14 protein-coding genes are annotated in these 21,843 nt (G+C 73.4%); 5 read left to right on the top strand and 9 right to left on the bottom strand.

What is annotated here, in order from left to right; translation table 11 throughout:
* Positions 1-186 precede the first annotated feature (186 nt).
* The 3 genes from ACFWEG_RS10140 to ACFWEG_RS10130 all read left to right on the top strand — a co-directional run bounded on the left by ACFWEG_RS10140 (position 187) and on the right by ACFWEG_RS10130 (position 3,109).
* Positions 187-669 carry a DUF6114 domain-containing protein gene (locus ACFWEG_RS10140; protein WP_387211630.1) on the top strand — a complete coding sequence of 161 codons (483 nt, stop codon included), beginning with the start codon at positions 187-189 and terminating at the stop codon, positions 667-669.
* On the top strand, positions 659-1,924 hold the full coding sequence (locus ACFWEG_RS10135; RefSeq protein ID WP_387211627.1) for a hypothetical protein: 1,266 nt from the start codon (positions 659-661) through the stop codon (positions 1,922-1,924). Before ACFWEG_RS10140 ends, ACFWEG_RS10135 begins: the two co-directional genes overlap by 11 nt.
* Positions 1,925-2,008: 84 nt before the next feature.
* On the top strand, positions 2,009-3,109 hold the full coding sequence (locus tag ACFWEG_RS10130) for a hypothetical protein (protein ID WP_387211625.1): 1,101 nt from the start codon (positions 2,009-2,011) through the stop codon (positions 3,107-3,109).
* 185 nt (positions 3,110-3,294) lie between these two features.
* Here ACFWEG_RS10130 and pyk read toward each other — a convergent pair whose 3' ends face one another.
* The 3 genes from pyk to pta all read right to left on the bottom strand — a co-directional run bounded on the left by pyk (position 3,295) and on the right by pta (position 8,332).
* Positions 3,295-4,722 carry a pyruvate kinase gene (gene pyk / locus ACFWEG_RS10125; protein WP_387211622.1) on the bottom strand — a complete coding sequence of 476 codons (1,428 nt, stop codon included), beginning with the start codon at positions 4,720-4,722 and terminating at the stop codon, positions 3,295-3,297.
* 150 nt (positions 4,723-4,872) lie between these two features.
* Positions 4,873-6,075 carry an acetate kinase gene (locus ACFWEG_RS10120; RefSeq protein ID WP_387211619.1) on the bottom strand — a complete coding sequence of 401 codons (1,203 nt, stop codon included), beginning with the start codon at positions 6,073-6,075 and terminating at the stop codon, positions 4,873-4,875.
* A 190-nt stretch (positions 6,076-6,265) separates the two neighbouring features.
* Positions 6,266-8,332: a phosphate acetyltransferase gene (gene pta, locus ACFWEG_RS10115; RefSeq protein ID WP_387211616.1), complete on the bottom strand. Its 2,067-nt coding sequence runs from the start codon at positions 8,330-8,332 to the stop codon at positions 6,266-6,268.
* 235 nt (positions 8,333-8,567) lie between these two features.
* Between pta and ACFWEG_RS10110 the strand changes: the two genes are divergently transcribed.
* Positions 8,568-9,593, top strand: coding sequence for an ATP-dependent 6-phosphofructokinase (locus ACFWEG_RS10110; RefSeq protein ID WP_387211614.1), 1,026 nt, complete (start codon positions 8,568-8,570; stop codon positions 9,591-9,593).
* Between the two features lie 13 nt (positions 9,594-9,606).
* On the opposite strand, the gene ACFWEG_RS10105 is transcribed toward ACFWEG_RS10110, so the two are convergent.
* Together ACFWEG_RS10105 and ACFWEG_RS10100 are read right to left on the bottom strand one after the other, a co-directional pair.
* A complete protein-coding gene (locus ACFWEG_RS10105) occupies positions 9,607-10,290 on the bottom strand; it encodes a response regulator (RefSeq protein WP_387211610.1) in 684 nt (227 codons plus the stop codon).
* Between the two features lie 10 nt (positions 10,291-10,300).
* Complete coding sequence (locus tag ACFWEG_RS10100; RefSeq protein ID WP_387211607.1) at positions 10,301-11,902, bottom strand: ATP-binding protein; 1,602 nt, start codon at positions 11,900-11,902, stop codon at positions 10,301-10,303.
* A gap of 269 nt (positions 11,903-12,171) precedes the next feature.
* On the opposite strand from ACFWEG_RS10100, the gene ACFWEG_RS10095 reads away from it, so the two are divergent.
* Positions 12,172-13,590 carry a cation:dicarboxylate symporter family transporter gene (locus ACFWEG_RS10095; RefSeq protein ID WP_387211604.1) on the top strand — a complete coding sequence of 473 codons (1,419 nt, stop codon included), beginning with the start codon at positions 12,172-12,174 and terminating at the stop codon, positions 13,588-13,590.
* Between the two features lie 109 nt (positions 13,591-13,699).
* Here ACFWEG_RS10095 and glgB read toward each other — a convergent pair whose 3' ends face one another.
* The 4 genes from glgB to ACFWEG_RS10075 all read right to left on the bottom strand — a co-directional run bounded on the left by glgB (position 13,700) and on the right by ACFWEG_RS10075 (position 21,479).
* Positions 13,700-16,069, bottom strand: coding sequence for a 1,4-alpha-glucan branching enzyme (gene glgB / locus ACFWEG_RS10090; protein WP_387211601.1), 2,370 nt, complete (start codon positions 16,067-16,069; stop codon positions 13,700-13,702).
* Complete coding sequence (locus ACFWEG_RS10085) at positions 16,066-17,508, bottom strand: maltokinase (RefSeq protein ID WP_387211598.1); 1,443 nt, start codon at positions 17,506-17,508, stop codon at positions 16,066-16,068. Before ACFWEG_RS10085 ends, glgB begins: the two co-directional genes overlap by 4 nt.
* Before the next feature lie 255 nt (positions 17,509-17,763).
* Positions 17,764-19,482 carry a maltose alpha-D-glucosyltransferase gene (treS, locus tag ACFWEG_RS10080; protein ID WP_387211595.1) on the bottom strand — a complete coding sequence of 573 codons (1,719 nt, stop codon included), beginning with the start codon at positions 19,480-19,482 and terminating at the stop codon, positions 17,764-17,766.
* Positions 19,479-21,479, bottom strand: coding sequence for a maltotransferase domain-containing protein (locus ACFWEG_RS10075; RefSeq protein WP_387211710.1), 2,001 nt, complete (start codon positions 21,477-21,479; stop codon positions 19,479-19,481). The genes treS and ACFWEG_RS10075 overlap by 4 nt, the downstream gene beginning before the upstream one ends.
* Positions 21,480-21,843 lie beyond the last annotated feature (364 nt).

The raw sequence follows: 21,843 nt of genomic DNA, 5'->3' as shown, positions 1-21,843 counted from the left end.
GGCCACCGCGGGGGGCACTTACACCAACAGGGTTCTTCGAATTAAGCTCGCCACCCACCCTAACTTGGTGTGTTTCTCCCGCCCCCCCCGCGGGGGGGCGCCCCCCCCCCCCGGGGGGGGGCCCCCGCCCCCGGCCGTCCTCCCCACCACCCTCAGCACGACGTCAGTCCCAGGGAGCTGTTTTCCATGAACGCCGAGACTCCGGGCATCAGCGGGCGATTCCACCACTGGCGGCTGCGGTTCCGCGACTGGCGCGGCGCCCGCCCGTTCTGGGCCGGCCTGCTCACCCTGGCCGGCGGGGTGCCGATCGCCCTCCTGCCGTACGTCAACATCCAGCTCGGCAACATGACGCTCGCCATGGCCACCACGGCCGGCGCGGGCTCGCTGATCATCGGGGTGCTGCTGATCACCCTCGGCCTGACGATGTGGTTCCAGGCCGCGGTGCGCGTCTTCGCGGGCGTCGCCGCGATCCTGCTCGCGCTGGTCTCGATCCCGGTGTCCAACCTCGGCGGGTTCATGGTCGGCTTCCTGCTCGCGATGGTCGGCGGCGCGATGGGTACGGCGTGGGCCCCGGGGGAGCCGGCCGGCGAGCGGCGGACGGCCGACGAGGCCGAGCCGTACGGGTTCCCGGAGCCGGCCGTGGGCGGCGGGAGGCACCGTGCCGCCTGAGGAGGCGACCCGGCCCGCGGGCGACGGGCCGCGGACGGGGCCGCGGCACGCGGCGCCCCGCAGATCCCTGCTGCACCGGCTGCACCGTCCCGCGGGCAAGGTGATGGCCCTGGCCGCCATGCCCACCGCCGTCATCGTCGGCACGGTCCTCGTCCCCGAGCCCGCCCTCGCCGACGACGCCGACGTGCCGTTCTCGGCCGGGCCCTGCGTGACGCGGGAGGACGCGGCGGAGGAGGAGGCGCGGAGGGAGGCGGCGGAGAAGAGGGAGGAGGCGGCGGCGGAGAGGGCGGCGAAGGAGGCGGCCGGCGCGTCGGAGCAGCCGCCCGCCGAGCCCGGCGAGGGGTCCGCCACCCCGGCCCCGGACGCCTCGACGCGGCCCGGCCATCCCGAACCGTCCGCGACGCAGGGGGTGCAGGACGCGCGGGAACCCGAGCCCGAGGAGTCCCGGCACCCGCTCGACCCGCTCGGCGTCGGCCCCGCCCTCAAGGACCTCTTCGACGGCCCCGACGACGAGGAGTCGCGGCCCCCCGAGCCGTCGCCGTCCGCCCCGGGCCCGTCCGCGCAGGCCGAGGATTCCCCCGCGGAGGCCGGCGGGTCCGGGGGCCGGCCCGACGACCCCGTGAAGGACGCCGTCGAGGCCGCCGCCGGCCTCGTCAGCTCCCGCACCGAGGAGCTCGCCGACGACGTCAAGGACACCGTCCGCACCCCGAAGGACGAGACCGGCGACCCGGCGGACACCCCCACCGGCCCCGACGGCAAGCCGCGCTTCCCCTGCCCCGAGGCCGACCCCGAGGCGCTGGCCGCGGCCGACCTCGAACCGGGCGTCCCGCCGCTGCCCGACGAGCCCTGGAAGCTGGAGAGTTCGCTGCTCACCCTGCGGGGGCTCGACTACCACGGGATCGTCGAGGTCAGGACGTCCACCGGGAGGGTGAAGAAGGTCCTGAAGTTCACCGCGGAGGAGACCGACATCAAGGACCTGCACCAGCTGACGGTCGGTCCGGGCGGCGGGGGGCGGACCGGGCACGTCACCGCGCGCGCGGGCTCGACGTCGACGATCCGCGGCGGGACGGTGACCATGTACACGGAGGAGCTGAAGGGGAACCTCTTCGGCATCGTCCCCGTCACGTTCAGCCCGGCGACCCCGCCGCCGCTCAACGTGCCCTTCGCCTTCTTCACCGACGCCAAGGTGACCCAAGCGGCGCAGTTCGGGGGGACGTTGAAGGTCCCGGGGCTGCGGAACTCCTTCACGGGCTGAGCGCGGCCCCGGTGTACCGTGCAGCTACTCTGTGACGTCGCGCGCGACGGACGTGCGGTGGCAACGGAGCACAGGGGGGCCGTCGTGGCCGATAAGTCCCGGGAGCAGGACGGCGGTTCGTCCATCCCCGACGAGGAGTGGGCGCGCTTCCTGCGCGAGGCGGAGGCCGACCACCGGACGGGCGCGCCCGCCGAGCCGTCCGCGCGGGCGCGGATGGTCACCGAGCGGCTGCGGCGGGAGGACGCCGCGGGGATCCGCCCGGCCGGCTGGCGGGCCCACCCCGACGGCCCGGCGCCCGCGCGCCGCCGAGGGCGGCGTCGCCTGCTGTGGGTCCTGGCGGGGGCGGCCGCGGTGGCCGGTCTGGCCGTGCTCGCCCTCGGGCCCGCGGGCCCGGAGAGCCTGACGCTCGGCGACGACCGGCCGTCCCCGTCCGCCGCGCCTGTCGCGCCCCAGGAGGTGGACCCCGACGCCCCGACCCCGGACGACCCCTTCCGCGGCACGCCCGCGGCGGACTACGCGGACGGGGCGGCAGGCATCGTGCCGCCGCGGGCGAAGGCGGTCGGCGATCTCAGCGCCGAGGAGGTCGCCTCGGCGCTGCGGGCGACGCGCGAGATGCTCATCGACGGCAACCTCGAACCGGCCGTCCTCGTCGGCGCGGCGCGCCCGGAGCGGCTGATCGGGCGGGTCGACCCGCTGCAGACGACGGAGCGCGAGCGCATCCAGGGCGCGTTCCGCGCGCCGTCGCTCAAGGACGACCCGCTCTCCTACGCCTCGCGCTTCGATCCGGCCGAGGTGCGGCTGGTGGGCGACGTCGTGCGGACGAAGGGCGCGATGTCCTTCGAGCGGAACACCGACGGCGGGGTGGACGTCCGGGCCGACTACACCTTCGTCTACCCGGTGGTGCGGGCCGAGGGCGGGTCCGGGGAGATCGAACGGGTCGTCGTGCGGCGCCTCCTCGTCACCCGCCTGTACGGCGACGGCTTCCGCACCACTCCGGGCACGGTGTACGTGGCCGAGATGAAGTCCAGCACGTTCAACTCCGTCTGCGACGCGGGCGACGGCTTCCTGCACCCCTTCGCCCCGCAGGACCGGCAGCCCACCGGCGCGCCGGAGGACGCGTACGACCGCGACGCGTCGATGGACGAGGTCGTCGATGGCGACTGCGGCGTCACGAAACGCACCTGAGCCCCCCGTTCGCGGCTCCGCCGCGGATGCACGGGCTCCGCCCGCGCGGCCTCGAACGCCGGCCGGGCTGGAGTTCTTTGCGGCTCCGCTGAGGAGGCGCGGCTCGCGCCGGGCTGTGCCCAGCAGGCGAACGGCGACGGCCCGCCCTCCTGTCGGCAGGAGGGCGGGCCGTCGGGGCGGGCGGGTTACGCGGATTCGCCGCCGAGGTGGTGGACGCGGACCATGTTGGTCGTGCCGGGGACGCCGGGGGGCGAGCCGGCGGTGATGACCATGGTGTCGCCGTCGTTGTAGCGCTGGAGCTTCAGGAGCTCCGCGTCGACGAGGTCGACCATGGCGTCGGTGTTGTCGACGTGCGGGACGACGAAGGACTCGACGCCCCAGCTCAGGGCGAGCTGGTTGCGGGTGGACTCCTCGGTGGTGAAGGCGAGGATCGGCTGCGCGGTGCGGTAGCGGGAGAGCCGGCGCGCGGTGTCGCCGGACTTGGAGAAGGCGACGAGCGCCTTGCCGCCGAGGAAGTCGGCGATCTCGCAGGCCGCGCGGGCGACCGAACCGCCCTGCGTGCGCGGCTTCTTGCCCGGCACCAGCGGCTGCAGGCCCTTGGACAGCAGCTCCTCCTCGGCCGCCTCGACGATGCGGGACATCGTCTTCACGGTCTCGATCGGGTACTGCCCGACGCTGGACTCCGCGGACAGCATGACCGCGTCCGCCCCGTCCAGGATCGCGTTGGCGACGTCGGAGGCCTCGGCGCGCGTCGGACGCGAGTTGGTGATCATCGACTCCATCATCTGGGTCGCCACGATCACCGGCTTCGCGTTGCGCCGGCACAGCTCGATGAGGCGCTTCTGCACCATCGGGACCTTCTCGAGCGGGTACTCGACGGCCAGGTCGCCGCGCGCCACCATCACACCGTCGAACGCCATGACGACGCCCTCCATGTGCTCGACGGCCTGCGGCTTCTCCACCTTGGCGATGACGGGGACCCGGCGGCCCTCCTCGTCCATCACCTTGTGCACGTCCTTGACGTCCTCGGCGTCGCGGACGAAGGACAGCGCGACCAGGTCGCAGCCCATCCGCAGCGCGAACCGCAGGTCCTCGACGTCCTTCTCGGACAGCGCGGGCACGTTGACCGCCGCGCCGGGCAGGTTGATGCCCTTGTGGTCGGAGATGACACCGCCCTCGATGACGATGGACTTCACCCGCGGCCCGTCGACCTCGACGACCTTGAGCTCGACGTTGCCGTCGTTGATCAGGATCGGGTCGCCCTTGGAGACGTCGCCGGGCAGGCCCTTGTAGGTCGTGCCGCAGATCGACTTGTCGCCGGGGACGTCCTCGGCGGTGATGGTGAACTCGTCCCCGCGGACCAGCTCGACGGGGCCCTCGGCGAACTTCGCGAGGCGGATCTTCGGGCCCTGGAGGTCGGCGAGCACACCCACCGCGCGGCCGGTCTCCGCGGCGGCCTTGCGGACCCGGTCGTACCGGCCCTGGTGCTCCTCGTGGGTGCCGTGGCTGAAGTTGAAGCGGGCCACGCTCATGCCGGCCTCGATCAGCGCGACGAGCTGCTCGTGCGAGTCGACGGCGGGGCCGAGGGTACAGACGATTTTCGAACGGCGCATGCGAGCGATCCTATCGGGTTTGTTTCGGAAGCGAATATTCCGTCTGGTGGAACCTACAAATGTGCGGGCTCTCGCTCAGTTGGACGCCTCGACAGAGGAGAAGGGCGGCAAACCGGGCGGTCGTCCGGGCGCGCACGGCCGGGGACCCGCTCATGCGCGCACCAGGGCGTGCACCTGGCGCGCGATCTCCAGTTCCTCGTCCGTCGGCACCACGGCGACGGCGACCCGCGCGTACTCCGGCGAGACAAGCCGGGGGGCGTCGGAGCGGACCGCGTTGAGGTCGGCGTCGATCGCGAGCCCCAGCTCCTCCAGACCCCGCACGGCCGCCTCGCGCACGGGCGCCGCGTTCTCGCCGACGCCGGCGGTGAACACCACCGCGTCCACCCGGCCGAGGACCGCGGAGTAGGCGCCGATGTACTTCTTCAGCCGGTGGATGTAGACGTCGAAGGCGAGCTGCGCCTCCGCGTCGCCCTCGTCGATCCGGCGGCGGATCTCCCGCATGTCGTTCTCGCCGCACAGCCCCACCAGGCCGCTCTTCTTGTTCAGCAGCTCGTCGATCTGGTCGGCGGACTTCCTGCCCACCCGGGCCAGGTGCAGCAGCACCGCCGGGTCGAGGTCGCCCGAGCGGGTCCCCATCACGAGCCCCTCCAGCGGGGTGAGCCCCATGGAGGTGTCCTCGCAGACCCCGCCGCGGACCGCGGACGCCGAGGCCCCGTTGCCCAGGTGCAGCACGATCACGTTGACGTCCTCGACGGGCCTGCCGAGCAGCTCGGCCGCCGTGCGCGAGACGTACGCGTGCGAGGTGCCGTGGAAGCCGTAGCGGCGGATGTCCAACGCGTCGGCCGTGGCCTTGTCGATCGCGTACCGGGCGGCGTGCTCCGGCATCGTCGAGTGGAACGCGGTGTCGAAGACGGCGACCTGCGGCAGGTCGGGGCGCAGCTCGCGGGCGGTGCGGATGCCGGTGACGTTCGCCGGGTTGTGCAGCGGGGCGAGCGGGACGAGCTCCTCGATCGCGTCGAGCACCTCGTCGGTGACGACGGTCGGCTCGGTGAAGCGGGTGCCGCCGTGGACGACGCGGTGGCCGACCGCGAGCAGGTCGGGGGAGTCCAGGCCGAGCCCGTCCCGGTCCAGCTCCTCGGCGACCGCCTTCAGCGCCTCGCCGTGGTCGGCGAACGCCTCCAGGCGCTCGCGCTTCTCGCCGCCGGTCAGCGGCGCGTGCGCGAGCCGCGAGGTCCGCTCGCCGATCCGCTCGACCAGGCCGACGGCCAGCCGCGAGCCGTCCCGCATGTCCAGGAGCTGGTACTTGACCGACGACGAGCCGGAGTTGAGGACGAGGACGCGGGAGGCTGACACGGGGTGGGCACCTTCTGTGGGGGAGGGGGCGGGGTGGGGGGACGAGGCCGGGCCGGGGGGCGGCTCGGGCTCGCCCTGCGACGGCGACGACGGGCCGGAGCCGCGGGACGCCCCGGGTCCGAGGGGCGCACCGGGCCCGGGCGCGGTCCGGTCCGTGTCCGGCGGGTTCACCTTGCGGAACGGCATCGGCTCAGTCCTGCCCCTGGATCGCGGTGATCGCCACCGTGTTGACGATGTCCTGGACGAGTGCCCCGCGGGACAGGTCGTTCACCGGCTTCCGCAGGCCCTGGAGCACCGGGCCGACCGCCACCGCGTTCGCCGAGCGCTGGACGGCCTTGTACGTGTTGTTGCCGGTGTTGAGGTCCGGGAAGATCAGCACGGTCGCCTGCCCGGCCACCTCGGAGTCCGGCAGCTTCGTCGCCGCGACGGACGGCTCCACGGCCGCGTCGTACTGGATCGGCCCCTCGATCCTCAGGTCCGGGCGGCGCTCGCGCACCAGCTCCGTCGCCCGCCGCACCTTGTCGACGTCGGCGCCGGAGCCGGACGTGCCGGTCGAGTACGACAGCATCGCGATCCGCGGCTCGACGCCGAACCGCGCCGCCGTCGCCGCGGACTGGATCGCGATGTCGGCGAGCTGCTCGGCGTCCGGGTCCGGGTTGACCGCGCAGTCGCCGTAGACGAGCACCCGGTCGGCCAGGCACATGAAGAAGACCGACGAGACGATCGCCGCGTCCGGCTTCGTCTTGATGATCTCGAAGGCCGGGCGGATGGTCGCCGCGGTGGAGTGCACCGCGCCGGACACCATCCCGTCGGCAAGCCCCTCCTGCACCATCAGCGTGCCGAAGTACGACACGTCCGCCACGACGTCGTACGCCAGCTCGTAGGTGACGCCCTTGTGGGCGCGCAGCTCGGCGTACAGAGTGGCGAAGCGGTCGCGGAGCGGGGACGTGACCGGGTCGACGATCTCCGCGCCGTCCAGCGCGAGGCCGAGGTCCGCGATCCGCTTGCGGACGGTGTCCTCGTCGCCGAGCAGCACCAGGTCGCAGACGTCCCGGCGCAGCAGCACCTCCGCCGCGTGCAGCACGCGCTCCTCCGTGCCCTCCGGCAGCACCACCTTGCGGCGGGCGGAGCGGGCGGTCTCCAGGAGCTCGTGCTCGAACATCATCGGGGTGACCCGGCCGGAGCGGGCCACCGCCATCCGGTCGGCGAGCGGCTTGGTGTCGACGTACCGCTCGAACAGGCCGAGCGCGGTCTCCGCCTTGCGCGGGGTGGCCGCGTTGAGCTTGCCCTCCAGGGTGAACAGCTGGGCCGCGGTCGGGAAGCTGTTGCCGGAGACCGAGAGGACGGGGGTGCCGGGCGCGAGCCGGGCCGCGAGGCGCAGGATCTCGTCGCCGGGCCGCTCGTCGAGGGTGAGGAGCACGCCCGCGAGCGGCGGGGTGCCGGCGTTGTGCGCGGCGAGCGCGCCCACCACCAGATCGGCGCGGTCGCCGGGGGTCACGACGAGGCAGCCGGGCGTCAGCGCCTTGAGCAGGTTGGGGAGCATCGCCCCGCCGAAGACGAAGTCCAGCGCGTCCCTGGCGAGCCCCGAGTCGTCGCCGAGCAGCACCTCCGCGCCGAGCGCGTGCGCGATCTGCGAGACCGTCGGCGCGGCGAGCGCGGGGTCCTCGGGCAGCACGTACGCGGGCACCGGCAGCCGTTCGGCGAGCCGCTCGGCGATGGCGTCGCGGTCCTCCGGGGCCACCCGGTTCACCGCGAGCGCGACCACGTCGCAGCCGAGCGCCTCGTACGCGCGGTAGGCGTTGCGGGCCTCCGCGCGCACCGAGTCCGCGCTCTGCTTCGCCCCGCCGACCACCGCGAGCACCGACGCGCCGAACTCGTTCGCCAGCCGGGCGTTGAGCGTCAGCTCGTCGGGGAGCTGGGTGGCGGCGAAGTCCGTGCCGAGGACGAGGACGACGTCGTAGGCGCGCGAGACGGCGTGGAAGCGCTGGACGAGCTGCGAGACCAGCTCGTCGGTGCCCTGCTCGGCCTGGAGGGTGCTCGCCGCGTCGTAGTCCATGCCGTAGACGGTGGCCGGGTCCTGGGAGAGCCGGTAGCGGGCGCGCAGCAGGTCGAAGAGCCGGTCCGGGCCGTCGTGGACGAGCGGGCGGAACACCCCCACCCGGTCCACCTGCCGGGTCAGGAGCTCCATCACCCCCAGCTCGACGACCTGGCGGCCGTCCCCCCGGTCGATCCCGGTCACGTACACGCTCCGCGTCACGCGTGCTCTCCGTCCTGCTCGAAATCGGTGTCTTCCGACGGCCCGCCGGGCCCGCCGCGGGCGCCGCTGGGGCGTAGATCACCACGGCGGATGCCCCGTACCTCTTGACAGTATCCCGGTCGCTGGATAAAGCGCCCGTTGCATCCCGGAGTAGTCGCGTGCGCGCGGTGGGGTGCCGTCGTGCAAGGATTGGAGACGGGTCAGGAGTCACAACAGGAGCAGGAGACACAGCACGATGCGCATCGGAATCCTCACCGCAGGCGGCGACTGTCCCGGCCTCAACGCTGTGATCCGTTCGGTCGTGCACCGCGCCGTCGCCGGGCACAACGACGAGGTCATCGGCTTCGAGGACGGCTTCAAGGGCCTGCTCGACGGCCACTACCGCCCCCTGGACCTGAACGCGGTCAGCGGCATCCTGGCCCGCGGCGGCACCATCCTCGGCTCGGCCCGCCTGGAGCGCGCCCGGCTCCGCGAGGCCGCCGAGAACGCGCCCGACATCGCCCGCAAGTTCGGCATCGACGTCCTCATCCCCATCGGCGGCGAGGGCACGCTCACCGCGTCGCGGATGCTCGCCGACGCGGGGCTGCCGGTCGTCGGCGTGCCGAAGACCATCGACAACGACATCTCCGCCACCGACCGCACCTTCGGCTTCGACACCGCCGTGGGCGTCGCCACCGAGGCGATGGACCGGCTCAAGACCACCGCCGAGTCGCACCAGCGGGTCATGGTCGTCGAGGTCATGGGCCGGCACGCCGGGTGGATCGCGCTGGAGTCCGGCATGGCCGCCGGCGCGCACGCGATCTGCCTGCCCGAGCGGCCCTTCGAGGTCGACGCGCTGGTCAAGATGATCGAGGAGCGCTTCGCCCAGGGGAAGCGGCACGCGATCGTCTGCGTCGCCGAGGGCGCGCAGCCCGCCGCCGGGTCCATGGAGTACACCCGCGGCGCGATCGACCAGTTCGGCCACGAGCGGTTCGTCGGCATCGGCAACCTGCTCGCCGGCGAGCTGGAGCGGCGCCTCGGCAAGGAGTCCAAGCCGGTCATCCTCGGGCACGTCCAGCGCGGTGGCACGCCGACCGCGTACGACCGGGTGCTCGCCACCCGCTTCGGGTGGCACGCGGTGGAGGCCGCGCACCGCGGGGACTTCGGCCACATGACCGCGCTCCGGGGCACCGACATCGTCATGGCGCCCCTCGCCGACGCGGTCAGCGAGTTGAAGACGGTCCCGCGGCACCGGATGGACGAGGCGGAGTCCGTCTTCTGAGCCCGCGCGGGTTCTACGCCGGCCGCCACCGGTAGTGCAGCTCCGGCCGGCCCACCTGCCCGTAGCGCGGGCTGCGGTCCGCCCGGCCCTGGTCCACGAGGTGTTCCAGGTAGCGGCGGGCCGTGATCCGGGACGTCCCGCAGAGGTCTCCCGCCTCCGTCGCGGTCAGGCCGTCGTCCGCGGTGCGGAGTGCGGTCGTCACCGCTTGCAGCGTCGGCGCGCTCAGGCCCTTCGGGAGGGCGGCCGGCCGCGGCGTGCGCAGCGCCGCGAGCGCCTCGTCCACCTCGTCCTGGCTCGCCGCCTCGCCCGCCGGGCCGCCCCGGAACTCCGCGTACCGCTCCAGGCGGTCGCGGAGGGTCGCGAACGTGAACGGCTTCAGCACGTACTGCACGATCCCCAGCGAGACGCCCTCGCGCACCATCGCCAGGTCCCGCGCGGACGTCACCGCGATCACGTCCGCGCGGTGGCCGGCCGCGCGCATCCCGCGGATCAGCTGCAGGCCGTGGCCGTCCGGCAGGTAGAGGTCCAGCAGGACGAGGTCCACGCCGGCCCGGTCGAGCGCGCGCCGGGCGTCCGCGGCGGTGTGCGCCACGGCGGTGACGGTGAAGCCCTCGACGCGGTTCACGTACAGCGCGTGGGCGTCGGCGGCGACGGGGTCGTCCTCGACGACGAGGGTCCGGAGCGGCGGATCGGCCATGGCGCCCAACCTAGCCCGCGGCCCCGGTGCGGGGCTCCTGCCGGGTCCCCGGGATGCGGACCACGAACTCCGCCCCCGCCGCCCCCGTTCCCGTCAGGGACACCGTCCCGCCCGCCCGCCCCACCGCCTGGCGGACGAGGGCGAGGCCGAGCCCGCGGCCGGGGGACTTCGTGGACCAGCCGCGGGTGAAGGGGAGTTCGGGGTCGTCGGAACGGACGCCGGGGCCGTTGTCGGCGACGCGGACGTCGAGGCCGCCCGCGTCGGCGCGGAGGGTGACGGTCACCCGCCCGCCCCGCACCCCCGTCACCGCGTCGACCGCGTTGTCGACGAGGTTCCCCACCACGGTGACGAGGTCCCGCGCCGGGAGCGACCCGACGGCCACGTCGTCGAGCCCGCTGTCGTCGGAGACGACGAGCTCGACCCCGCGCTCGTTCGCGACGGCCGCCTTGCCGAGGAGCAGCGCGGCGAGGACGGGCTCACGGACCGCCGTGACGACCCGGTCCGTGAGGTCCTGCGCGAGCGACAGCTCCGCCGTGGCGAAGTCGACCGCCTCCTCCGCGCGGCCCAGCTCGATGAGGGAGACGACGGTGTGGAGCCGGTTCGCGGCCTCGTGCGCCTGGGACCTGAGCGCCTCGGAGAACCCGCGCTCGGAGTCCAACTCGCCCGACAAAGCCTGGAGTTCGGTGTGGTCGCGGAGGGTGGCGACGGTTCCGCCGGGCCCGAGCGGGGCGGTGTTGACGACGACCACCCGGTCCGCGGTGAGGTGGAGCTCGTCGACGCGGGGCCCGGCCGCGAGCAGCGCGTCCCGCAGCCCGTCGGGCAGCCCGAGCGCGTCGACCGGCCGTCCGACCGCGTCCTCGCCGAGCCCGAGCAGCTCCCGCCCGGCGTCGTTGATGAGCGCGATGCGGCCGTTGTCGAGGAGCAGCAGCCCCTCCCGGACCGCGTGCAGCGCGGCCTGGTGGTAGTCGTAGAGCCGGGCGAGCTGCTTGGAGTCCATGCCGTGGGTCTGCCGCCGCAGCCGCATGGTGATGACGTACGTGCCGAGCCCGCCGAGGGCGATCGCCGCCGCGGCGACGCCGGTCAGGGCGTAGAGCCGGCCCCGGACCTGAGCGTCGATGCGGTCGACGGTGATCCCCGCGCTGACCAGGCCGACGACCCTCCCGCCGTCGGTGACGGTCGTGACGACCCGGACCGACGGGCCGAGCGTGCCGGTGTACGTCTCGGAGAGGAACCCGTCGCGCAGGGCGGTCGCGGTGTGGCCGAGGAACGGCTCGCCTATCCGCTCCGGGTCGGGGTGGGTCCAGCGGATGCCGTCCGGGTCCATGATCGTGACGAACGCGACGCCCGTGTCCCTGCGGACCTGCTCCGCGTACGGCTGGAGCGCGGCGGACGGGTCGTCCCCGCGGATCGCCTCCCGCACGGACGGCGAGTGCGCCACGGCCCGCGCGGTCGCCGCCGCCTGCCGCAGCGCCGCCTCCTCCGCCTGCCTGTGGTCGGTCAGCCAGGCGAAGAACGCGCACCCGGCGACGACCGCGGCGACGAGCACCACCTGCACGGCGAACAACCGCGCGGCGAGGCTCCGGGGGAGGGGCAGGAGGGCGGGGACACGCATGGCGCAAGTGTGCGGTGCGGTGGGGCGGGGGGCGGCAGTGGGGGCGTGTCCCGCACCGCGGCACCGCGTGTCCCGTACCGCGGCACGGGGCACGCGTCCGCGCGAGAGGCCGCGATCCCGCCGGCTCCGGGCCTGGGGGCGGTGGCACGATCCGGCGGAACCGGTGGCGTGAACTCTATGTACGCAAGCGTGACCGGCGTCACGGGCCGGTGGATAGTCACCGGGTCCCCGTCACCGCCGACGGGGACCCGCCCCGGAAGGAGCCGCCCGTGGCCACCACCTCCGCCACCCCGTCCGACCCGACGCCCCCTGAGGCGCCACCCGCGAAGCCCGCGCGCCGGGACCGTACGCACTACCTGTACATCGCGGTGATCGCCGCGGTCGTCCTCGGCGTGGTCGTCGGGTTCGCCGCGCCCGGCGTCGCCGTCGAGCTGAAGCCGCTCGGGACCGGCTTCGTGAACCTGATCAAGATGATGATCAGCCCGATCATCTTCTGCACGCTCGTGCTCGGCGTCGGCTCGGTGCGCAAGGCGGCGAAGGTCGGCGCGGTCGGGGGGCTCGCGCTCGGCTACTTCATGGTGATGTCCACGGTCGCCCTCGCCATCGGGCTGATGGTGGGCAACCTGCTCGACCCGGGCGCGGGCCTCGACCTCAGCGAGTCGATGCGCGGCGAGGGCGCGGCGCAGGCGGACGGGGCGAGCGAGTCGACCACCGACTTCCTGCTCGGGATCATCCCGACCACCCTCGTCTCCGCCTTCACCGGCGGCGAGGTGCTCCAGACCCTCCTCGTCGCGCTGCTCGCCGGGTTCGCCCTCCAGGCGATGGGGCCGGCCGGCGAGCCGGTCCTGCGCGGCATCGGCCACCTCCAGCGGCTCGTCTTCCGCATCCTCGCCATGATCATGTGGGCCGCGCCGATCGGCGCGTTCGGCGCCATCGCGGCGGTCGTCGGGGAGACGGGGCTCGACGCGCTGAAGTCCCTCGCCGTCATCATGATCGGCTTCTACGTTACCTGCGCGCTGTTCGTCTTCGTCGTCCTCGGGGCGCTGCTGCGGTTGGTCGCCGGCGTGAACCTGTGGTCCCTGCTGAAGTACCTCGGCCGGGAGTTCCTGCTCATCGTCTCGACGTCGTCCTCCGAGACGGCCCTGCCGCGCCTCATCGCCAAGATGGAGCACCTCGGCGTCAGCAAGCCGGTCGTCGGGATCACGGTCCCCACCGGGTACTCGTTCAACCTCGACGGCACCGCGATCTACCTGACGATGGCGTCCCTCTTCGTCGCCGAGGCGATGGGGAACCCGCTCGGGGTCGGCGAGCAGGTCTCGCTGCTCGTCTTCATGATCGTCGCGTCCAAGGGGGCGGCGGGGGTCACCGGCGCGGGCCTCGCCACCCTCGCGGGCGGGCTGCAGTCCCACCGGCCCGAACTCGTCGACGGGGTCGGCCTCATCGTCGGCATCGACCGCTTCATGAGCGAGGCGCGGGCCGTCACGAACTTCGCGGGGAACGCGGTCGCGACGGTCCTCGTCGGCACGTGGACCAGGGAGATCGACCGCGAGCGTGTCGACCGGGTGCTCTCCGGGGCGCTGCCCTTCGACGAGGCGACGTTGTCGGCGGACGGGCACGGTCCTGCGGACGCGGACGGTCGGGACGACGCGGACCTGCCCCGCCCCCGCGCCGACGCGCCCGCCCGCTAATCCGTCTCTCGGGCCTCGTGGGCCGCTCGGCCCGACACCGTGCCGGCCGCTGCTGCGGGAAGGGGTGGCCGGGGACGGGAACGCCCCGGCCACCCGCCGGCGGGCAGGTCTACGCCGGGCGGAGCCAGATCGTGGCGAGGGGGGGCAGGGTGAGCTGCACACTCGACGCGTGGCCGTGCGCCGGGGTGTGCTCGGACTTCACCGGGTCGGGGTTGAGGACGTTGCTGCCGCCGTAGCGGGAGGCGTCGGTGTTCAGGATCTCCTGCCACGCGGCGAAGCCTGGAACGCCGAGGCGGTAGTCGTGGCGGACGACGGGCGCGAAGTTGGTGACGGCGAGCAGGGGGGAGCCGTCCGCGGAGAAGCGGAGGAAGGCGAACACGTTGTCCTCCGCCGCGTCACCCGCGACCCAGGCGAAACCGCCCGGGTCGATGTCGCGCTGCCACAGCGCGGGCGTGCCGGAGTACGCCGCGTTCAGGTCGCGGACCAGGTCCTGGACGCCGCGGTGGTCCGCCGCCCCGTGGTAGCCGGGGTCGAGGACCCACCAGTCAGGCCCCTTGACCTCCGACCACTCCGTCCCCTGGGCGAACTCCGAGCCCATGAACAGGAGTTGCTTGCCCGGGTGGGCCCACATGAAGCCGAGGTACGCCCGCAGCGTGGCCCGCTGCTGCCACCAGTCGCCCGGCATCTTCATGACGAGCGACTTCTTGCCGTGCACCACCTCGTCGTGCGAGATCGGCAGCACGTAGTTCTCGCTGTACGCGTACACCATCGAGAACGTCATGTCGTTGTGGTGGTACTTGCGGTGCACGGACTCCTTGGCGACGTAGCCGAGCGAGTCGTGCATCCACCCCATGTTCCACTTCAGCCCGAACCCGAGCCCTCCGAAGCCGCCGGGGCCGACGTGGTGGGTGGCGCGCGTGACGCCGTCCCACGCGGTGGACTCCTCGGCGATCGTGACGACGCCGGGCACCCGCCGGTAGACGGTCGCGTTCATCTCCTGCAGGAACGAGACCGCCGCGAGGTTCTCCCGCCCGCCGTGCTCGTTCGGCGTCCACTCCCCGTCCTTGCGGGAGTAGTCGAGGTAGAGCATCGAGGCGACGGCGTCGACCCGCAGCCCGTCGATGTGGAACTCCTCGCACCAGTACACCGCGTTGGCGACCAGGAAGTTCCGCACCTCCGCCCGCCCGAAGTCGAACTCGAGGGTTCCCCAGTCGGGGTGCGAGGCCCGCAGCGGGTCGGCCGGCTCGTAGAGCGGCCGGCCGTCGAACTCGGCCAACGCCCATGCGTCGCGCGGGAAGTGGGCCGGGACCCAGTCCATGATGACGCCGATCCCCGCCCGGTGCAGCGCGTCGACGAGGTACTTGAAGTCGTCGGGCGCACCGAGCGTGGACGTGGGCGCGTAGAAGCCGGTGACCTGGTAGCCCCAGGACCCGCCGAACGGGTGCTCGGCGACGGGCATCAACTCGACGTGGGTGAAGCCCAGATCGGCGACGTACGCCGGAAGCCGGTCGGCGAGCTCGCGGTAGGTCGAACCGGGCCGCCACGACGGCAGATGGACCTCGTAGACCGAGAACGGTGCCTCGTGCGCCGGGCGTTCGGCGCGTCGGGCCAGCCAGTCGCCGTCCTGCCACTCGTGGCGCGAGACGGAGACCACCGAGGCGGTCTCCGGCGGCCGCTGGGCGCGGCGGGCCATCGGGTCGGCGCGGTGGGTGAAGGTGCCGTCGGGGCGGGTGATCTCGAACTTGTACAGCTCGCCCTCGCCGACGCCGGGCACGAACAGCTCCCACACGCCGCTGGAGCCGAGCGAGCGGAGCGGGAAGCCGATGCCGTTCCAGAAGTTGAACGTGCCGATGACCCGCACCCCGCGCGCGTTGGGCGCCCAGAGCGTGAACCGGGTGCCCTCGACGCCCTGGTGGGTCATCGGCTCGGCGCCGAGCGCCTTCCACAGCTCCTCGTGGCGGCCCTCCGCGATCAGGTGCAGGTCGAGCTCGCCGAGCGACGGCAGGAAGCGGTAGGCGTCCTCGGTCTCGACGGGGCCGCCGTCGTATCCGACGCGCAGCCGGTAGGCGGGCACGGTGTCGAGCGGGGCGAGCGCGGAGAAGAAACCGTCGCCGTCGTCGTGGAGTTCGACCTCGAAGGACCCCGCGGGGTCGTACGCGGTGACGGACCGCGCGTAGGGCCGCAGCGCGCGGAAGAGCACGCCGCCGGGCACGTCGTGCGCGCCGAGCACCGCGTGCGGGGAGTGGTGCGAGCCGCTGAGCAGCAGCTCGCGCTCGGCCCGGGAGAGCGCGGGCGCGGCCCGGACGTCGACGGCCGGGTCCGCCGTGCGCTGCGGTATCGCCGCGTCGGGGTCGGTCACGTCGGCTCCCGGCCCGCCGCTCGCCGCCGGATCCGGCCGGGGCGCGCCGAGCGGCGCGGACGCGTCCGCGCCGGGGTCGTGCGGGAAGGGCTCGGGAACGTCGGGGCGTCGCGCGGTCACGGGGTGGGCCTCCTCGAAGGTGCGGTTTCCTTGGTTTCGGCGGCCGCGGCGAGCCGCCGGATCGCCGCCATCGGGACGGTCAGCCAGTCGGGCCGGTGCCGGGCCTCGTACAGGACCTCGTACACCGCCTTGTCCGTCTCGTACGCCCGCAGCAGCACCTGCTGGTCGCGGGGGTCGTCGCCGGAGGACTCCGCGTAGCCCTCGCAGTAGGCGCGGCGGCAGCGGGCGGCCCAGTCCGGGGCCCAGGGGGTGTGCGAGCGGGCGGCGTAGTCGAAGGAGCGGAGCATGCCGGCGACGTCGCGGACGGCGGGCTGGGGGAGCCGGCGCTCGGCGATCGGCCGGGCGGGCTCGCCCTCGAAGTCGATGATCGACCACAGGCCGGGGCCGGTGCGCAGGCACTGCCCCAGGTGCAGGTCGCCGTGGACCCGCTGGGCGACGGCGGTGGTGCCGTCCGCGCCGAGCCGGCCGACGTCCTCGAACGCGCCGCGCAGCGCGTCCGTGTACGGCTGCAGCGCGGGGACGGCGGCGGCCGTCGACTCCAGGCGCTCGGTCATGCCCTCCGCGAGCTGCTCCAGTTGGGCGCGGCCGAGGGTGACCACGGGCATCGCGGCGGCGAGCGCGGTGTGCACCTCGGCGGTGGCCCGGCCGAGCGCGTGCGCCTCGGCGAGGAAGTCGCCGTCCGCGGCGAGGGTGTCCAGCGCCAGCTCCCAGCCGTCCTCGGCGCCGTGCAGGAAGGGCTGGAGGACGCCGAGGGTGTAGGAGTCGTCGGGCCCGGTGTCGCCGGCCTCGTGGGTGAACCAGGCGGTCGGCGCGGGGACCCGGGCGCAGCCCTCGCGGGCGAGCGCGAGCGGGAGCTCCAGGTCGGGATTGATGCCGGGCTGGACCCGGCGCAGGAACTTCAGGATCAGGGAGTCGCCGTACACGATCGACGAGTTGGACTGTTCGGCGCCGAGCGTGCGCGGGGCGGTGTCCGCGTCGGGGCCGTCGGGTATCTCGCTGCGCAGGTCGCGCCCGAACCGCAGGGTGCCGATGGAGCCGGGGGTGCGCAGCCGCTCCAGGAGCAGACCGGTCAGCCGCGGGTCGAGCAGCGCCTCGTAGACGGTGAGGCCCGCCAGCGGTCCGGTGTCGACGCGACCGATCACCGCGTGCGCCAGGTGCGGCGGGAGGGTGGGCGCGGCGGCGGGGGTGACGCCGAGGAGCAGCTGGTAGCAGTCGGCGGGCTCCGGCTCGACCTCCACCAGGAGGTGCAGGAGCCCCGGCGCGGTGGTGTGCGGGAGCAGCTCGGTGGCGGCGACCTGCCGGAATCCGGTGATCGGCCGGCCCTTGCCGGCGAACCAGCGCTGCCGGGGGAGCCAGGCGCGCAGCAGCGGATCGAGGGACTCCACCACGGGCGGGCCCGGTCGGTGCAGTGCACGGCTCCGGGCGGATGCCTCCAGCATGGTCTCGCGTCCTTTCCCCGGATCACACCACGCGTCACATCGTCGTGTGCGGCAGTGTCCCGGAATGCGATCTTCGTGGTTCGGCGGTGCGGGACGTGCGCGGGTGGGGAAGCTCCTCGGACCGGGCGGGGTCGACCCGCTGCGGTCCCGGGCGGCGATGCACCTACTGGTGCCCACGGCGGGGCGGCCGAAACCGCCACGCCGTGGTGTGGCGCGATGCCGCCGGCGGCTCCCGGCGGCGTGCGCGTCGGGGCCTCAGACACCGTCCTTGCGGAGCCGGAACCAGTAGAAGCCGTGGCCGGCGAGGGTGAGCAGGTAGGGGAGTTCACCGATCGCGGGGAACCGCACCCCGCCGATGAGCTCCACCGGGTGCCGCCCCTCGAAGGCCTTGAGGTCCAGCTCGGTGGGCTGCGGGAACCGCGAGAAGTTGTTCACGCAGAGCACCAGGTCGTCCTCGCCGCCGTTGGTCGACGGCAGCTCGCGCAGGTACGCGAGGACGGCCGGGTTCGACGACGGCAGCTCGGTGTACGAGCCGAGCCCGAAGGCCGGGTTCTGCTTCCGGATCTCGATCATGCGCCGGGTCCAGTGCAGCAGCGAGGCCGGGGACGTCATCGACGCCTCGACGTTCGTCACCTGGTAGCCGTAGACCGGGTCCATGATCGTCGGCAGGAAGAGCCGGCCGGGGTCGGAGGACGAGAAGCCGGCGTTGCGGTCCGGGGTCCACTGCATCGGGGTGCGGACCGCGTCCCGGTCGCCCAGCCAGATGTTGTCGCCCATGCCGATCTCGTCGCCGTAGTACAGGATCGGCGAACCGGGCAGGGAGAGCAGCAGGGCGGTGAACAGCTCGATCTGGTTGCGGTCGTTGTCGAGCAGCGGGGCGAGCCGCCGGCGGATGCCGATGTTGGCCCGCATCCGCGGGTCCTTGGCGTACTCCGCGTACATGTAGTCGCGCTCTTCGTCCGTCACCATCTCGAGCGTCAGCTCGTCGTGGTTGCGCAGGAAGATGCCCCACTGGCAACTGGCCGGGATCGCCGGGGTCTTGGCGAGGACCTCGGAGACCGGGTAGCGCGACTCGCGGCGCACCGCCATGAAGATGCGCGGCATGACCGGGAAGTGGAACGCCATGTGGCACTCGTCGCCGCCGGAGGCGTAGTCGCCGAAGTAGTCGACGACGTCCTCGGGCCACTGGTTGGCCTCCGCGAGCAGCACGGTGTCCGGGTAGTGCGCGTCGATCTCCTTGCGCACCACCTTGAGGAACTCGTGGGTGCGCGGGAGGTTCTCGCAGTTGGTGCCCTCCTCCTGGTACAGGTACGGCACCGCGTCGAGGCGGAAGCCGTCGATGCCGAGGTCCAGCCAGAACTTCAGCGCCGAGAGGATCTCCTCCTGCACCCGCGGGTTCTCGTAGTTGAGGTCCGGCTGGTGGGAGAAGAAGCGGTGCCAGTAGTACTGCTTGCGCACCGGGTCGAAGGTCCAGTTGGACGCCTCGGTGTCGACGAAGATGATCCGGGCCTCTTCGTACTGCTTGTCGTCGTCGGCCCAGACGTAGTAGTCGCCGTAGGGGCCGTCGGGGTCCGACCGGGACTGCTGGAACCACTCGTGCTGGTCGCTGGTGTGGTTCATCACGAAGTCGATGATCACGCGCATCCCGCGCTGGTGCGCGGCGTCGACGAACTCCACGAAGTCCGCCAGGTCGCCGAACTCCGGCAGCACGGCCGTGTAGTCCGAGACGTCGTAACCGCCGTCCCGCAGGGGGGACTTGAAGAACGGCGGCAGCCACAGGCAGTCGATGCCCAGCCACTGGAGGTAGTCCAGCTTGGCCGTCAGGCCCTTCAGGTCCCCGACGCCGTCGCCGTTGCTGTCCTGGAAGGACCGGACGAGGACTTCGTAGAAGACGGCGCGCTTGAACCAGTCGGGGTCGCGGTCCTTGGCAGGGGTGTCCTCGAAGAGGTCCTGCACGGGCTCGTTGACGATCATGGTGTGGGTGACCCTCCGGTCGGTGAGGACGGTCGCAGGATGCGGAAGACGTGCGCGGGGCGGTGCCCCGGATCGAGGCGCACGTAGTTGGCCCTGCCCCAGTGATAGGTCTCGCCGGTGAGCTCGTCGCGCACCGGGACGGTCTCGTGCCAGTCCAGGCCGAGCCGCGGCATGTCCAACGAGACCGTCGCCTCCTGGGTGTGGTGGGGGTCGAGATTCGCGACCACCAGAACCGTGTTCGATTCTTCGTCGGCCCGGGCCGGACCGGCTGCCTTGGAGTACGCCAGGACCGAGTCGTTGTCGGCGTGGTGGAAGTCGATCCGGCGCAGCTGCTGCAGCGCCGGGTTGTCCCGCCGGATCCGGTTCAGCGTGGTGATCAGCGGCGCGATGGTCCGGCCCTCTCCTTCGGCCGAGGCCCAGTCGCGGGGCCGTAGTTGGTACTTCTCACTGTCCAGATACTCCTCGCTGCCGGGCCGCAGCGGGGTGTTTTCGCAGAGTTCGTACCCGGCGTACACGCCCCAGGTCGGCGACAGCGTCGCCGCGAGCACGGCCCGCACCTCGAAGGCCGGGCGGCCCCCGTACTGCAGGTACGCGTGCAGGATGTCGGGGGTGTTCACGAAGAAGTTGGGCCGCATGTACGAGCCCGTCTCACGCGACAGCTCGGTGAGGTAGTCGGTGAGCTCCTCCTTGCCGTTACGCCAGGTGAAGTACGTGTACGACTGCTGGAAGCCGATCTGCGCCAGCGTCCGCATCATGGCGGGCCGGGTGAACGCCTCCGCCAGGAAGATCACGTCCGGGTCGGTGCGGTTGACCTCCCCGATGACCCGCTCCCAGAACGCCACCGGCTTGGTGTGCGGGTTGTCCACCCGGAAGATCCGCACCCCGTGGTCCATCCACACCCGCAGGACCCGGGTGGTCTCCGCGACCAGCCCCTCGAAGTCCCTGTCGAACGCGATGGGGTAGATGTCCTGGTACTTCTTCGGCGGGTTCTCGGCGTACGCGATGGTCCCGTCGATCCGCTGGTGGAACCACTCCGGGTGCTCCTTGACCCAGGGGTGGTCGGGGGAGCACTGGAGCGCGAAGTCCAGCGCGATCTCCAGGCCGAGGTCGCGGGCGCGGGCGACGAACGCGTCGAAGTCCTCGAAGGTGCCGAGCTCGGGGTGGATCGCGTCGTGCCCGCCGTCCTCCGAGCCGATCGCCCACGGCACGCCCGGGTCGTCGGGGCCGGGGGAGAGGGTGTTGTTCGGGCCCTTGCGCCACGTGGTGCCGATGGGGTGGATCGGCGGCAGGTAGAGCACGTCGAAGCCCATGGCGGCGACGGCCGGCAGCCGCTCGGCGGCGGTGGCGAAGCTGCCGCTGAGGACGGCGCCGGACTCGGTCACCCTGGCCCCCTCCGAGCGGGGGAAGAACTCGTACCAGGAGCCGTAGAGGGCCCGGCGGCGCTCGACCCTGAGCGGCAGCGGGTCGGAGGCGGTGACCAGTTCGCGCAGCGGGTGCGCGGCCAGTGCCGCGTCGACCTCGGGGGTGAGGGCGGCGGCGAGCCGGGCGGTGGCCGGGCGGTCGTCGTCGCGGAGGGCGGTGACCGCGTCCAGGACGGCGGCGCGGCCGGCGTCCTCGGGGACGCCGGCGGCGGCCCGCTCGTAGAGCTCGGCGCCCTCGGCGAGCACGAGGTCGGTGTCGATCCCGGCGGGGATCTTGATGTGCGCGTGGTGCCGCCAGGTCGCGACCGGGTCGCTCCACGCCTCGACGTGGTACGTCCACGCGCCCTCGGCGTCGGGGGTGACGTCCGCGCCCCAGCGGTCGGTGCCGGGGGCGAGTTCGCGCATCGGCGCCCAGGGGTGCGTGCGGCCGTCCGGGCCGGTGAGGACGACGTTCGCGGCGACGGCGTCGTGGCCCTCGCGGAAGACGGTCGCGGAGACCTCGAACGTCTCGCCCGGGACGGCCTTGGTCGGGCGGCGACCGGCGGCGACGGCGGGGGCGACGTCGAGGACGGGGATGCGGCCGACGAGGCCGCGGGGGGCGGGCGCGGCGGGGGGCGCGGTCGCGGGGCGGGTCTTGGGGGCGGGCGCCTTGCGCGCGGTCGCCTTGCGGGCGGGTACCTTGCGGGGCGCGGGCCCGGTGGGCCCGGTGGGCCCGGTGGGCAGAGCGTCGTCCGGGGTTGTGGCGGCCGGCGCCCCGGCCTTCGCACGGGGTGACGTCGCCGTCTTCGCGGTCTTCCCGGCGCTCTTCCGGGCGCCCGACTTCTTGGCGATCGCCTTGACGACGGGCGCGGTGGCGGCGGGGGAGGCGGCGGTGGCGGGGGCCGCCGGGGCGGGCGGTACCGGCACACCGGGGGCGGCCGTGACCGGCGGGACGGGAGCC

The sequence above is a fragment of the Streptomyces sp. NPDC060194 genome (genome assembly GCF_042728285.1).
Classification (GTDB): Bacteria; Actinomycetota; Actinomycetes; order Streptomycetales; family Streptomycetaceae; genus Streptomyces.
This window is presented reverse-complemented; position numbering and strand designations above follow the sequence as displayed.

Bases quoted from the DNA above. Each gene is read 5' to 3' on its own strand.
- pyk (WP_387211622.1), bottom strand. From the start codon at position 4,722: ATGCGCCGTTCGAAAATCGTCTGTACCCTCGGCCCCGCCGTCGACTCG.
- ACFWEG_RS10140 (WP_387211630.1), top strand. From the start codon at position 187: ATGAACGCCGAGACTCCGGGCATCAGCGGGCGATTCCACCACTGGCGG.
- ACFWEG_RS10110 (WP_387211614.1), top strand. From the start codon at position 8,568: ATGCGCATCGGAATCCTCACCGCAGGCGGCGACTGTCCCGGCCTCAAC.
- ACFWEG_RS10085 (WP_387211598.1), bottom strand. From the start codon at position 17,508: ATGCTGGAGGCATCCGCCCGGAGCCGTGCACTGCACCGACCGGGCCCG.
- treS (WP_387211595.1), bottom strand. From the start codon at position 19,482: ATGATCGTCAACGAGCCCGTGCAGGACCTCTTCGAGGACACCCCTGCC.
- ACFWEG_RS10105 (WP_387211610.1), bottom strand. From the start codon at position 10,290: ATGGCCGATCCGCCGCTCCGGACCCTCGTCGTCGAGGACGACCCCGTC.
- ACFWEG_RS10100 (WP_387211607.1), bottom strand. From the start codon at position 11,902: ATGCGTGTCCCCGCCCTCCTGCCCCTCCCCCGGAGCCTCGCCGCGCGG.